The organism is Pseudomonas sp. TYF_14 (genome assembly GCF_043105275.1).
Classification (GTDB): Bacteria; Pseudomonadota; Gammaproteobacteria; order Pseudomonadales; family Pseudomonadaceae; genus Aquipseudomonas; species Aquipseudomonas alloputida.
The window spans coordinates 138,138-151,358 of sequence record NZ_JBICLK010000035.1 but is presented as its reverse complement, the minus strand read 5'-3'; the positions used below and the strand labels follow the sequence as shown (position 1 = coordinate 151,358).

The 13,221-nt window shown below is 62.3% G+C and carries 11 protein-coding genes; 3 read left to right on the top strand and 8 right to left on the bottom strand.

Annotated features, from left to right (window positions below):
• Positions 1-354 precede the first annotated feature (354 nt).
• Positions 355-1,101: an SDR family oxidoreductase gene (locus ACF8O8_RS12210; protein ID WP_392509765.1), complete on the top strand. Its 747-nt coding sequence runs from the start codon at positions 355-357 to the stop codon at positions 1,099-1,101.
• A gap of 7 nt (positions 1,102-1,108) precedes the next feature.
• On the opposite strand, the gene ACF8O8_RS12205 is transcribed toward ACF8O8_RS12210, so the two are convergent.
• The 5 genes from ACF8O8_RS12205 to ACF8O8_RS12185 form a co-directional block, all read right to left on the bottom strand.
• The gene (locus ACF8O8_RS12205) at positions 1,109-3,175 is read right to left on the bottom strand and encodes a PAS domain-containing protein (RefSeq protein WP_010954402.1); all 2,067 of its coding nucleotides are present in this window, start codon (positions 3,173-3,175) and stop codon (positions 1,109-1,111) included.
• Between the two features lie 62 nt (positions 3,176-3,237).
• Complete coding sequence (locus tag ACF8O8_RS12200; protein WP_392509764.1) at positions 3,238-4,899, bottom strand: PAS domain-containing protein; 1,662 nt, start codon at positions 4,897-4,899, stop codon at positions 3,238-3,240.
• A 57-nt stretch (positions 4,900-4,956) separates the two neighbouring features.
• A complete protein-coding gene (mapR, locus tag ACF8O8_RS12195) occupies positions 4,957-6,366 on the bottom strand; it encodes a GntR family transcriptional regulator MpaR (protein ID WP_392509763.1) in 1,410 nt (469 codons plus the stop codon).
• Between the two features lie 49 nt (positions 6,367-6,415).
• A complete protein-coding gene (ccoG, locus tag ACF8O8_RS12190) occupies positions 6,416-7,819 on the bottom strand; it encodes a cytochrome c oxidase accessory protein CcoG (protein WP_012052113.1) in 1,404 nt (467 codons plus the stop codon).
• Positions 7,820-7,940: 121 nt separating this feature from the next.
• Entirely contained in the window at positions 7,941-8,180 is a 240-nt protein-coding gene (locus tag ACF8O8_RS12185) for a DUF3203 family protein (RefSeq protein ID WP_003247835.1), read from the bottom strand.
• Positions 8,181-8,349: 169 nt separating this feature from the next.
• On the opposite strand from ACF8O8_RS12185, the gene ACF8O8_RS12180 reads away from it, so the two are divergent.
• Complete coding sequence (locus ACF8O8_RS12180) at positions 8,350-8,868, top strand: MgtC/SapB family protein (protein ID WP_161775381.1); 519 nt, start codon at positions 8,350-8,352, stop codon at positions 8,866-8,868.
• 532 nt (positions 8,869-9,400) lie between these two features.
• On the opposite strand, the gene ACF8O8_RS12175 is transcribed toward ACF8O8_RS12180, so the two are convergent.
• From ACF8O8_RS12175 to ACF8O8_RS12165, 3 genes are all read right to left on the bottom strand, one after another.
• Positions 9,401-10,300, bottom strand: coding sequence for a hydroxymethylglutaryl-CoA lyase (locus tag ACF8O8_RS12175; protein WP_003247838.1), 900 nt, complete (start codon positions 10,298-10,300; stop codon positions 9,401-9,403).
• 19 nt (positions 10,301-10,319) lie between these two features.
• Positions 10,320-10,718 carry a MerR family DNA-binding transcriptional regulator gene (locus ACF8O8_RS12170; RefSeq protein WP_003247847.1) on the bottom strand — a complete coding sequence of 133 codons (399 nt, stop codon included), beginning with the start codon at positions 10,716-10,718 and terminating at the stop codon, positions 10,320-10,322.
• 81 nt (positions 10,719-10,799) lie between these two features.
• Positions 10,800-11,678, bottom strand: coding sequence for a helix-turn-helix domain-containing protein (locus ACF8O8_RS12165; protein ID WP_392509762.1), 879 nt, complete (start codon positions 11,676-11,678; stop codon positions 10,800-10,802).
• Positions 11,679-11,850: 172 nt separating this feature from the next.
• Between ACF8O8_RS12165 and pobA the strand changes: the two genes are divergently transcribed.
• A complete protein-coding gene (pobA, locus tag ACF8O8_RS12160) occupies positions 11,851-13,038 on the top strand; it encodes a 4-hydroxybenzoate 3-monooxygenase (protein ID WP_392509761.1) in 1,188 nt (395 codons plus the stop codon).
• Positions 13,039-13,221: the final 183 nt, after the last annotated feature.

The following is a 13,221-nucleotide window of genomic DNA, read 5'->3' as shown; positions in this document are numbered from 1 at the left end:
GTCACTTTTTGTCAAACGCGACAAAAAGTAACCAAAAAACGCTGCGCTCCCATCATCCGGCCCCTGCGCTGCGCTCCGGGGTCCCCTCACTCCGGCCTTGCTCCCGGCAGGACCGCGCCGAAGGCCCCATCCTGGGGCCTCAGCGCTTGACGGGCATCCATGCCCGTCACCTGCCTCCGCAAGGCCTGCGTTCGGCCTCCTGAAGTCGCGAAGATCAAGATCAAGATCAAGATCAAAAGCCAGATCAAAAGCCACATCAACAGCAGAGGGTTGGCTGTGCTGATGTTCGTCATTCCAACGCAGCGCGATTTCGCCTATTGTCGATGTTCCCTTCCCCAAACCATTGGCAAACCCATGGAGAACGTCATTGTCATCACCGGCGGCAGCCGCGGTATCGGCGCCGCCACTGCGCTGCTGGCCGCCCGCCAGGGCTACCGCATCTGCATCAACTATCACGCCGATGACCCGGCCGCCGAAACCATCCTCAGCCAGGTCCGCGCCCTGGGCGCCGAAGCCATCGCGGTGCGCGCCGACGTCAGCGTCGAAGATGAAATCATCCAGCTGTTCCTGCGCGTCGACGACGAGCTCGGCCCGGTCACCGCACTGGTCAACAACGCCGGCACCATCGGCCAGCAGAGCAGGGTCGAGGACATGTCCGAGTTCCGGCTGCTGAACGTCATGAAGACCAACGTCGTCGGCCCCATGCTCTGCGCCAAGCACGCCCTGCTGCGCATGGCGCGCCGGCATGGCGGGCAAGGCGGGGCCATCGTCAACGTATCATCGGTAGCCGCACGCCTGGGTTCGCCCAACGAATATGTCGACTATGCCGCCTCCAAGGGCGCGCTCGACACCTTCACCATCGGCCTGGCCAAAGAAGTGGCAGGCGAGGGCGTGCGCGTCAATGGCGTACGACCAGGCTATATCCATACCGGTTTCCATGCGCTTTCGGGTGACCCGGACCGCGTCAGCAAGCTCGAACCTGGCTTGCCCATGGGCCGAGGGGGGCGTCCCGAGGAAGTGGCCGAGGCCATCCTCTGGTTGCTTTCGGACAAAGCCTCCTATGCCACCGGCAGCTTCATCGACCTGGGCGGCGGGCGCTGAGCGCCCGTCAAGGTTCCAGCAGCTCGCGAACCCGCTCTGCCAGTGCTTCCAGTTCGAACGGCTTGGTCAACACCAACGTACCTTGCAGCGGTTGGCCGTCGCTGAACGCCGCACTCTCATCGTAGCCGGTGATCAACAGCACCTTGAGGTCCGGGTAGCGCTCACGGAAACGTTCAGCTACCTGGCGGCCATTCAGGCCGCCAGGCAGGCCGACATCGCTCAGCAGCAAGTCTGGCCGTTCGCCGCTTTGCAGGTGGGTGAGGGCAGACGGACCGTTCTCGAAGGCGTCCACCCGATAGCCCAGCTCTTCCAACACTTCGCCAATCACCAGGCGCAAGGCCGTCTGGTCTTCAACCAACAGAATGCGTTTTGCAGCCTCGCTGCTTCTTTGCAAGAGCGTGCGCGGAGGTTTGCTGATTGGCGCCTGGGCTTGCTCGTGGTGGCGGGGTAACAGCAGCTCGATGCGGGTACCCTCGCCAGGCACCGACAGCACCCGTAATTGCCCACCCGACTGCCGCACGAAGCCATAGGTCATGGACAGACCCAGGCCGGTACCCTGGCCCATCGGCTTGGTGGTGAAGAACGGCTCGACTGCGCGCTCGACAACTTCAGCCGACATGCCGCTACCGTTGTCGACGATGCTCAGCCGCACGAACTCGCTGGCCGGCAGTTCCAGTGCCACGGCCTGCTCGTCGTCAAGCAGCAGGTTGTCGCCGATGATCTCGATCACACCACCGGCAGGCATGGCATCGCGCGCGTTGATGCATAAGTTGAGCAAGGCGCTTTCCAGTTGGGGAGGGTCGATGAAGGTCGGCCACAGCTGGCTGGCAAAGCGGCTGCTCAGGGTAATCGCCGGGCCGATGGTGCGGCGCAGCAGGTCTTCCATGCCGGCCACCAAGGTGGCCACTTGCGTGGAGCAGGGTTGCAGGGTCTGCTGGCGGGAGAACGCCAGCAGCCGGTGCACCAGCGAAGAGGCCCGCTGCGCCGCGCTGCTGGACAGCTCCAGCAAGGGCGCCAGGGCGTCGAAGCGTGACTGGTCCAGGCGTTGCCGCATCAACTCCTGGGCGCCCAGGATGCCGCCCAGCAAATTGTTGAAGTCGTGGGCAATGCCGCCACTGAGCTGGCCTACGGCCTCCATCTTCTGTGCCTGGCGCAGCGCCGCTTCGGCCTTGGCCAAGCGTTCCTGCTCCTGCACACGCTCACTGATGTCATAGGCGAACAGAAACGCGCCCTGTACCTCGCCTTTGGGGTCGCGCAAGGCATTGAAGCGCAACTCATAATGACGCACCGCGGGGGGCTTGCCGAAGGTGCCGATCTCGATGAACTGCTCGCCTGCCAGGGCGCGCTGCCACATCGGCAGAATAGGCGTCTGGCCGGCGGTGCCATCCTCGAACAACCCGGGCAGGTAGTCGCCGATTTCGGGTGTCCTCCCGTATAGCAGGTGGAAGTCATGCCTGGCCTGGCGATTGACCGCCAGCCAGCGCAGGTCCTTGTCGACCACATGCACATTGACCACACTATGATCGACCAGCTCGGCAAACAAGCGGCGCTCCGCCAGTGCGGCATTCACCCGTTGCTCGAGCTCTTCGTTCAGGCGCTGCAGGGCCTGCTCTGCACGCCGGCGTTCGGTGACATCCTTGAACAGCACCGCTACCTGGCGTTTCTCGGCAGGTTCTATGCGAAAAGTGGTCACCGACAGCACGTGGCCCGTGGCAATCAGTTCCTGCTCGAAGTGCAGCGGTTCGCCGGTGCGAAGCACCGCGCCATAGCGGGCCACCCAGTCATCCGCCTCATCGGGTACCATCTCGCGCAGTTTTTGCCCGACCACGTTGGGGATGCCGGCGTGTTTGGCATAGGCTGCGTTGGCCAGCACGTGCACGTAGTCACTCAGGGGGCCATGGGGGCCATCGAAGAACTCGATGATGCAGAAGCCTTCGTCCATGGTGTCGAACAGTGAGCGATAGAAGTCCTGGTCGTGCGCCTGGAGGCTTGCAAGCCGTTGCTCCAGCAGTGTGTTCTGTCGCTGGAGGTCTTCGACTTGTTGGCGCAGTGAGTTCAGATCACGAGAAGGCATGCCTGCGTCCGGCCAATGAAAAGTCCTGACTTTAACGTGTTCACCTGCAGGCGAATAGCCACTCAGGGTGACTGGGCGGTGCTCCCCAGCAGCCGTTCAAGCGCCTGGGCAAGTGCTTGCAGATCGAAGGGCTTGGCCAGCAGTTCGGTGCGCCGGTGGGGCCGCGCATTTGCCGTACTGTGCGCAAGGTCATAGCCTGTGATCAGCAGCACCGCGGCATGTGGTGCAATACCTCGACAGGCGTCCGCGAGTTGGTAGCCATCGATACCCCCTGGCAGGCCGACATCGGTGATCAGCAAGTCCGGCGCAGGGGCTTCCTGCAAGGCCTTGTATGCCTGGCGGCCATCTTCGAATGCCTGAACTTCATGGCCCTGGTCTAGCAATACCTCCAGCATGACCAGGCGCAGGGCCGGCTCGTCTTCCACCAGCATCACCTTGCACACGCGCTGCTGAAGCGAGGCCGCAGGCGCAGGCCCCTCGACGTGGGGGCTGGGTGAAGCGGCGGCGATGCTTTCATCGCAGGGGAGATACAGGTTGATGGCCGTACCCTGGCCAAGCGTGCTATCGATGACCAGCTGGCCACCGGATTGCCGCACAAAGCCGTAGACCATGGACAGCCCAAGGCCAGTGCCCTGGCCGAGCGGCTTGGTGGTGAAGAAGGGCTCAAGGGCGCGCTGCATCACTGCTTTGGACATGCCCATGCCGGTGTCTTCAACGCGGATACGCAGAAACCGGCCAGCGGCCAGGCCCAGTTGCCTGGCTTCGGCGCCTTGCACTTCGACATTGGCGCAACCGATGCTCAAGGTGCCGCCAAGCGGCATGGCGTCACGGGCGTTGATGCACAGGTTGAGCAGCGCGTTTTCCAGTTGCTGTGCGTCTATTCGGATAGGCCAGAGTCCGGCATGCGTCTGGTCGTGGTAGTCGACATAGGGGCCGGTGGAGCTGCTGATCAGGTCGTTCATGCCGGCCACCAGTTGCTGCACATCGACCCGTTGCGGGACCAGCGTCTGCTGCCGTGAGAATGCCAGCAAGCGCTGCACCAAGGCTGCGGCGCGTTGGGCATTGTGCCGGCTGAGTTCAAGCAGCTGTGTGGTGTCCGCCAGGCGTTGCTGCACCAGATGTTGCCCGGCCAGTTCCAGCGCGCCAAGGATGCTGGCCAGCAGGTTGTTGAAATCATGGGCAATCCCGCCGGTCAACTGACCGACCGCCTCCATCTTCTGCGCCTGGCGCAGTGCTTCTTCGGCCTGCTGCAGGCGTTCCTGTTCGGTCACGCGCTGCGTGATGTCATAGGCGAACAGGTAGCCGCCCTGAATTCGCTGCTGAGCATCGAGCCACGGGTGGTAGCGAATTTCGTAGTGGCGTGGTGCGTCGTCCAGCCCGAAGGTGACGGTGTCGATGAACGCTTCCCCTGCCAGTATGCGCGGCCATATCGGGGCCAGGCGGCCCATGATGTCGGGTTGATCGGTCAGGAACTGGGGTACGTAGTCGCCAACCTGCGGCACGAAGCCTCGGTAACGTTCGAAGGTTTCGCGCGCCGTGCGGTTGATGGCCAACAGGCGCATGCTGCGGTCGGCCGCAAACACGTTGGCCACGCTGTTGTCGAGCAGTTCTCCAAGCAGCCTGTCATGCGCCTGAACGTTGTCTTCGCGCGCTGCCAGGCGTGCTTCCAGTTCTGCGACGCGCGCCTGCAATCGGGCAAAGGACGCAAGCGTATCTGGCTGCATGACGAGGGCCTGATGATCGAAACCAGCAACTATAGTCGCCGCTCGGGCCCCTCGCTATCAGAACGAGCGAATGATCCGCCCAAGGGTTTCCATGGCCTGTTCGGCGCCGTCATGCCAGGGGCTGCCGTAGTTCAGGCGGATGCAATTGCCAAAGCGTCGGGTGGGCGAAAAGATCGGCCCAGGGGCGATGCTGATGCCTTGGGCCAGGGCCATGTGGAACAGCTTGAGGGCGTCCATCTGCTCGGGCAGTTCCAGCCACAGGAAGTAGCCGCCGGAAGGCTGGCTGACCCGTGTCTGCGCCGGGAAGTGGCGGGCGATGGCTGCCAGCATGTTGGCCTGCTGGCCCTCCAGCGCGTAGCGCAGCTTGCGCAGGTGGCGGTCGTAGCCGCCGTGTTGCAGGTAGTCGGCGATGGCCGCCTGGGCCGGCATGGAGGCACACAGGGAGGTCATCAGTTTCAACCGCTCGATCTTCTGCGCAAAGCGCCCGGCGGCCACCCAGCCAATGCGATAGCCCGGTGCCAGGCTTTTGGCGAACGAGCCGCAGTGCATGACCAGGCCCTGGGTGTCGAAGGCCTTGGCGGGTTTGGGCGCCTGTTGCGAGTAGTACAGCTCGGCGTACACGTCGTCTTCGATCAACGGCACCTGATGGCGTGCCAGCAACTCCACCAGGGCCTGTTTCTTGGCCTCCGGCATGCTTGCACCTACCGGGTTCTGGAAGTTGGTCATGCACCACACGGCCCTTACCGGGTGCTTTTCCAGGGTCTGCGCCAGCACCCCCAGGTCCATGCCCTCGCGGGGGTGCACGGGGATTTCCACGGCCTTGAGCTTGAGCCGCTCCAGCACCTGCAGGCAGGCATAGAAGGCCGGGGCCTCGATGGCGACCAGGTCGCCCGGCTGGGTCACGGCCTGCAGGCACAGGTTCAGGGCCTCCAGTGCGCCGTTGGTGATCAGCAGCTCTTCCATCGGCAGCATCAGCCCACCGACCATGTAGCGCAGGGCGATCTGCCGGCGCAGCTGCGGGTTGCCGGGGGACAGATCGGTCACCACCATGCGCGGGTCCATGCTGCGGCTGGCACTGGACAGTGAGCGCGACAGGCGCTGCAGCGGGAACAGCTCAGGGCTGGGAAAGGCTGAGCCGAAGGCAATGGTGTTGGGGTCCTTGATCGAGTCGAGGATCGAAAATACCAAGGCGCTGACGTCGACATCGGTAGACTCGCTCACCGGCTGCAGCGCCTGCGGCTCGCTGAACTGGCGCGGAACGTGGGCGTTGACGAAATACCCGGAGCGCGGCCGGGCGCGGATCAGCCCGCGCCGTTCCAGCAGGTAATAGGCCTGGAACACAGTAGACGGGCTGACCCCGTGGGTCTGGCTGGCGTAGCGCACGGACGGCACGCGCTGGCCGGGGCCCAGCACCCCGGAGCGGATCAGTTCGGCAATGTCATCGGCGAAGCGTTCGTAGCGTTTCATTCTGGCCTTCTGTCCAGCCTGGCAGGCAAGGTGGCGTGAGTGTAAGGGATCAGCGGTTCATGGGGGCGACGAAGCGACTGTGCGCCACGCTGCGGATAGCGGGGTCGTCACGCTCGCTGATTTCAAAGCTCAGCGTCTGCGAGCTGCTGGTCGGGCGCTCGGCGAGCATCGCCACCGACACCGGCAGTTCGCTCATTTCGCCAGCAGGGATGACCAGTGCGCTACTGCCCTGCAGGGTGAAACCGTCAGCGTCCAGCAGGCGCAATTGATAGTGCTGGGTACGTTCGGTCTTGTTGATGACCTTGAGCAGGTAAATGTTCTCGATCTGGCCTTGGGCGTTTTCACGGAACAGGCCGCGGTCCTTGATCACATCCAGCGATACCATCGGGCGCATCTGCAGGGCCACCACCAGTGCCCCGATCATGACCAGCAGTGCGGCAGCGTAGCCCAACAGGCGCGGGCGCAGCCAGTGCGTAGTACCGCCTTGCAGGCTGTGCTCGGACTTGTAGCCAATCAGGCCGCGGGCGTAACCCATCTTGTCCATTACCCCATCACAGGCGTCGATGCACGCGGCACAGCCGATGCAAGCCATCTGCAAGCCATCACGGATGTCGATGCCGGTGGGGCACACCTGCACGCACAGGGTGCAATCGATGCAGTCGCCCAGTCCCTGGGCACCGACATCACTGCCTTTCTTGCGCGGACCACGGGCTTCGCCACGACGCGGGTCGTAGGCGACCGCCAGGGTGTCCTTGTCGAACATCACGCTCTGGAAGCGCGCATACGGGCACATGTGCAGGCACACCGCTTCACGCAGCAGGCCGGCATTGATGTAGGTAGCGGCCGTGAAGAACAGCACCCAGAACAGTGCCACACCGCCCAGTTGCAAGGTGAGCAATTCTGCGGCCAGTGGCCGGATCGGGGTGAAGTAGCCGACGAAGGTCAGCCCCGTGAGCACGCCAATGGCCAACCACAGGCTGTGTTTGAGCGTGCGACGGGCCAGTTTGTTCAGGCTCCAGGGCGCCGCGGCCAGCTTGATGCGCTGGTTGCGGTCCCCCTCGGTAACCTTTTCGCACCACATGAATAGCCAGGTCCAGGTGCTTTGTGGGCAACTGTAACCGCACCAGACGCGCCCGGCGTAGACGGTGATGGCGAACAGGCCAAAGGCACAGATGATCAGCAGCGCCGACAGCAGGATGAAGTCCTGTGGCCAGAAGGTGGCGCCGAAGATGTGGAACTTGCTGTTTCCCAGGTCCCACAGTACGGCCTGGCGGCCGTTCCAGTTCAGCCAGGCCGTGCCGAAGAACAGCACGAACAGGGCGCCGGCAAAGCCGATGCGCAGGTTACGGTAAAGCCCGGTAAAGCTGCGGGTCTGGATGCCGCTGTCGGTGCGTCGCGCTTGGATGCTGGCTGGGGCGGTGGCGATCTCTGTAAAAGGGATTCTATCGTTCATGGTTCGGTGCTCATCAGGCCTCGATCAGGCATGAGCACTATGGCGCTGAAGCTGTTATCAGCACAGGTTCAGATTTTACGATAAAAACCATATCAGATTTGCCGCATGGCCCCGCCAAGCCTCATATCACCGAGCCTGGCGCGCTGGCCTTCAGATGCCTGCGGCTATCCACCGCACCCGCCACGGTCAGTGCATCGGCCTCGGTTTCGGTAATGGGCACGCGTTGGCCGGCCAGTATGGCCACCGACATACGCAACTGTTCGTCGGTGATGATCTCGATATCCGGGCCTTCGCCCTCGATGCGCAGGCCTTCGCCGATCAGTGTGCAGCGGCGGGTGGTTTCGTCGATTTCAATGGGCATGGTGGGGTCCTCCCAGGGTGATTACAGGGTGGACCGCGGTCAGGGGCCAGTTGCTGCATCAGCAAGCTGAGCGGCACTTTGCAGTACGTGTGGCGGTCAACCATGCAGAGGGCAGGCCTGCTGACGTGGCGGGCGGATTCATGAAGCTCAAGCAGGGGAAACAACTGCGATGGATGTCATCTGGCAAGCAATCCAGGCGGAATTCGCCGATGTCACCGATGAGCGCGAGGTCACGCAAATCCTTGTGCGCTTGCTGATGGCTGCTGTGCTCGGCGCAGTACTGGGCTTCGAGCGCGAACACAAGGGCAAGTCTGCCGGGGTGCGTACCCACATGCTGGTGTCGCTGGGGGCCGCCCTGTTCGTACTGTCGCCCAGTATGGCGGGGGCTGATGAACAGGCACTCAGTCGGGTGATCCAGGGCATCGTTGCCGGTATCGGTTTTCTCGGTGCGGGTACCATTCTGAAGGGTAACGGCCAGGACACCAGCCATGTGAAGGGCCTGACGACCGCTGCCGGGCTATGGATGACGGCTGCCATTGGCACGGCCGCTGGCATGGGGCGCGAAGCCACGGCGCTGATCAGCACGGTACTGGCCCTGCTGGTACTGGGCACGATGCCGTTGCTGGTGGAGAAGGTCGAAGGGCAGGATGAGGAGAAGCAGAAGGAGGAAGAGGGCAGGAAGCACTGAGGGGAGCCGAAGCTCCCCTCAAAGCGTTGTTGCCTGCTCTTTTTTTATTATTGGGACCGGCCTTTTGTTGTTTTTGTCGGCTTGTCCTGGTGTTGCGGGCGACCCCCATGCGGGGTCAAGAGCAAACGTATTTTTTTGAGCGCTGACCTGCTTTCATCATTGCTGATCCGAACCTGGCTGCCGCTACCTTGAGGTAGTTTTATTGTTCTGTGCCAGACCGCGGGGCGAACCCCTGAAAAGCGTGTCGACTCCAAAAAAATCTGCTTGCTACGCCTCTGCCGTGTTGTTCTTGTTATGTCAGAGCCGTTACCTGTTGTTTTTATTGGGTATCGCGTTTTTTTTGTTCTTGTACCAAAGATATAGCAGGGTGCGTGCCAACTTTTAAAAACCCTTTAAAATCAATGACTTAAGAATTTTGGTTGACATCGCCCAGCCTGAAATTCTGCCGATTTGTTTCCCTGTTACCCGATTTTTTGCTGTGAAATGTGCGGGAGGTAACACTTCACCCACACCAATGTGACACCGGTGTGACCTATTGTGCGCTGCACGCCCGTGCTACCCGCGACCCGTTGTCGCGGCCCAGCACGCCGCTGATGCGCTGGCCGGCGGCTATCAGCCGGCCCAGGTCGATGCCGGTTTCAATGCCAAGCCCCTGCAGCAGGTACACAACGTCTTCACTGGCGATATTGCCGGTAGCACCCTTGGCGTAAGGGCAGCCGCCCAGCCCGGCTACCGAGCTGTCGAATACGCTGATGCCCTCGAGCAGGCTGGCATAGACGTTAGCCAAGGCCTGGCCGTAAGTGTCATGGAAGTGTCCGGCCAACTGCTCGCGCGGTACCTGGGCCGACACCACCTCGAACAGGCGTCGGGTGTCGCCTGCGGTGCCGGTGCCAATGGTGTCACCCAGCGAGACCTCGTAGCAGCCCATGTCGTGCAGGGCGCGGGCCACCGGGGCCACCTGCTCGGCGCTGACCTTGCCCTCGTAAGGGCAGCCAAGCACACATGACACATACCCGCGCACGCGTACGCCGTGGCTGCGCGCAGCGTCCATGATGGGTTCGAAGCGCTTGAGGCTTTCGCTGATCGAGCAATTGATGTTGCGTTGCGAGAACGCTTCGGAGGCGGCAGCGAACACCGCTACTTCCTTGACCCCGGCAGCGAGGGCGTCCTCGAAACCGCGCAGGTTCGGCGCCAGGGCGGCATACGTCACACCGGGGCGCTGCTGGATGCCGGCGAATACCTCGGCAGAGCCGGCCATCTGTGGCACCCACTTGGGAGACACGAAACTGCCCACTTCTATATAGGCCAGGCCCGCTTCGGTAAGGTCGTTGACCAGGCGTACCTTGTCGGCGACGCTGATGGGCTGGGCTTCGTTCTGCAGGCCGTCGCGGGGGCCGACTTCGACCAGACGGACGTGTTTGGGCAAGGACATGGCGGGTTTCCTGTGGCGTTCAGCGGTTGTCTTTGTTGTTCAGGGTGGCGGCCAGGGCTTGTTCGCAGCGCTCCTGGGCGGTGTCCAGTTCCAGTTGCATCTGGTGGATGTCCAGCATCTGCTGCTCCAGCTGGGCGCGGCGCTCGGCAATCTTCGCCAGCATGCTGTTGAGCTGTTTGAGGTTGCCGCTGGTGGGGTCGTACAGTTCGATCAGTTCGCGGCACTCGGCCAGGGAAAAGCCGATGCGTTTGCCACGCAGGATGAGCTTCAAGCTGACCTTGTCGCGCGGTGAATAGATGCGTTCCAGGCCACGACGCTCAGGGCTGAGCAGGCCCTGTTCTTCGTAGAAGCGGATAGCGCGGGTGGTGATGTCCAGTTCGCGGGACAGGTCGGAGATGCTGTAGGTCTGAGTGCTCATGCTCATGCTCGGGCTCGGCGTGGGGTATGCGGATATCCTGAGGGCAGGTTGACGTATACGTCAAGAAGAGGCCGCCAAGGATTATTCCGACAACCCTGATCTGCGATACGCATTGGGCGTTTGCCCACTCAAGCGCTTGAACCACCGGGCGAAGTAGGTCGGGTCGGTAAACCCCAGGCTGTCCGACAACTGCCCGATGCTCATCCGCGTGTAAATAAGGTTGCGTCGCGCCTCCAGCAACAACCGCTGGTGCACCACCTGCAACGCTGTCTGGCCACTCAGCGCCCGGCACAGCTGGTTCAGTTGCAAGCTCGGAACATTCAGCCGCGCGGCAAACGCTTCAACCGACAGATGCTCGCGGTAATGCGCTTCGACCAGGCGCAAGTATTGCCCCAACAACAGCCGGTCACGTTCATCACGGTTACGCGGTGCCTGCCCTTGCTGCTGACGGCGGCTGATCCACACCATCAGCGCGGTCACCAACGCTTCGAGCATCGCGGCGCGTGCCGGGGCACTGCCCTGGTACTCCTGCTGCAAGGTGTCGATCAGGCTGCGCAGGTGCACGCGGTCATGGCCCAACGGATAGCACGCAGGTTGTGCCAGCACCGTCAGTGGCGCGCCCAGGCGCTGTTCCAGGTTCGCTACAAGGGCAGTACCAAAGGTCAGGACATAGCCCTGGATATCGGCGCTGAAGCGAAAGCCATGCACGGTCATCGGTGGCACGACCTGGATCGCCGCTTCGCCGATGGCACTGCGCACCCCCTCGATCTCCACCTGGGCCTGGCCACGCTGTACATACAGCAGCTGGAACAGCTCGGCATGCTGGTGCGGCTTGATCTCCCAGTGATGCAGGCGGCTGCGTGCCGGGATCGACTCGCAGTGCAGCAGGTCGGTGCCGGGCCAGGCCTGATTTTCGCCATACAGCTTGAACAACGGGACGCCGGGGAGGGTGGATTTCATCTGGGTTGGCCTGTCCGTTAATCGAACGCTTTTCGTAAAAGTGCAGGTTTTTTATGGAATAGCACACTTAAACGGCGTTTTCTGCCAGTAAAAATGCAAGGGCAAACCCTAACAGCAGATGCCGCCCCGCTGCCAGTCCCGGGCCGGTATCGTCCGAACAGAGACAACAACAATGAAAACTCAGGTTGCAATTATTGGTGCAGGTCCGTCTGGCCTGCTGCTGGGCCAGCTGCTGCACAAGGCCGGTATCGATAACATCATCGTCGAACGCCAGACCGCCGAGTACGTACTAGGCCGCATCCGCGCCGGGGTGCTGGAGCAAGGCACGGTCGACCTGCTGCGCGAGGCCGGTGTGGCCGAGCGCATGGACCGTGAAGGCCTGGTGCACGAGGGGGTCGAACTGCTGGTTGGCGGGCGCCGCCAGCGTCTGGATCTCAAAGCCCTGACCGGCGGCAAGACGGTGATGGTCTACGGCCAGACCGAGGTCACCCGTGACCTGATGCAGGCCCGTGAAGCCAGTGGTGCGCCGATCATTTATTCAGCCGCCAACGTTCAGCCGCATGAATTGAAAGGCGAGAAGCCCTACCTGACGTTCGAAAAGGATGGCCGGGTGCAGCGGGTTGACTGCGACTATATCGCCGGCTGCGACGGCTTCCACGGCATCTCGCGGCAGAGCATCCCGGAGGGCGTGCTGAAGCAGTATGAACGGGTTTACCCGTTTGGCTGGCTGGGCCTGCTGTCGGACACACCGCCGGTCAATCACGAGCTGATCTACGCCCACCATGAGCGCGGTTTCGCGTTGTGTAGCCAACGCTCGCAAACACGCAGCCGCTACTACCTGCAGGTACCTTTGCAGGATCGGGTCGAGGAGTGGTCTGACGAGCGTTTCTGGGACGAACTGAAAGCCCGTTTGCCCGCCGAGGTAGCGGCGGACCTGGTCACAGGCCCCGCGTTGGAAAAAAGTATTGCGCCGCTGCGTAGCCTGGTGGTCGAACCCATGCAGTATGGTCACCTGTTCCTGGTGGGTGACGCTGCGCACATCGTCCCCCCTACGGGTGCCAAAGGCCTTAACCTGGCGGCCTCCGACGTCAACTACCTGTACCGCATTCTGGTCAAGGTGTACCACGAAGGGCGCGTCGACCTGCTTGCGCAATACTCGCCGCTGGCACTGCGCCGCGTGTGGAAGGGCGAGCGCTTCAGCTGGTTCATGACCCAACTGCTGCATGACTTCGGTAGCCACAAGGACGCCTGGGACCAGAAGATGCAGGAAGCTGACCGCGAGTACTTCCTGACCTCGCCGGCGGGCCTGGTGAACATTGCCGAGAACTATGTGGGGCTGCCGTTCGAGGAGGTTGCCTGAGGGCTGCGAGCTACGGGTCAGGCGTTTTTCACCAAACCTGGGTAGGACAGCCTTGTGTTGCGAAGAGGCCATCACTGGCGAAATGCTCTCCAGTTTGTCCGGACGCTTCGCAGTACAAGGCTGCTGTGCTCAGATTAAGCTTCGCGCTGAAAATGGAAGGCTGATTTTAAGCGTTGGCAACTG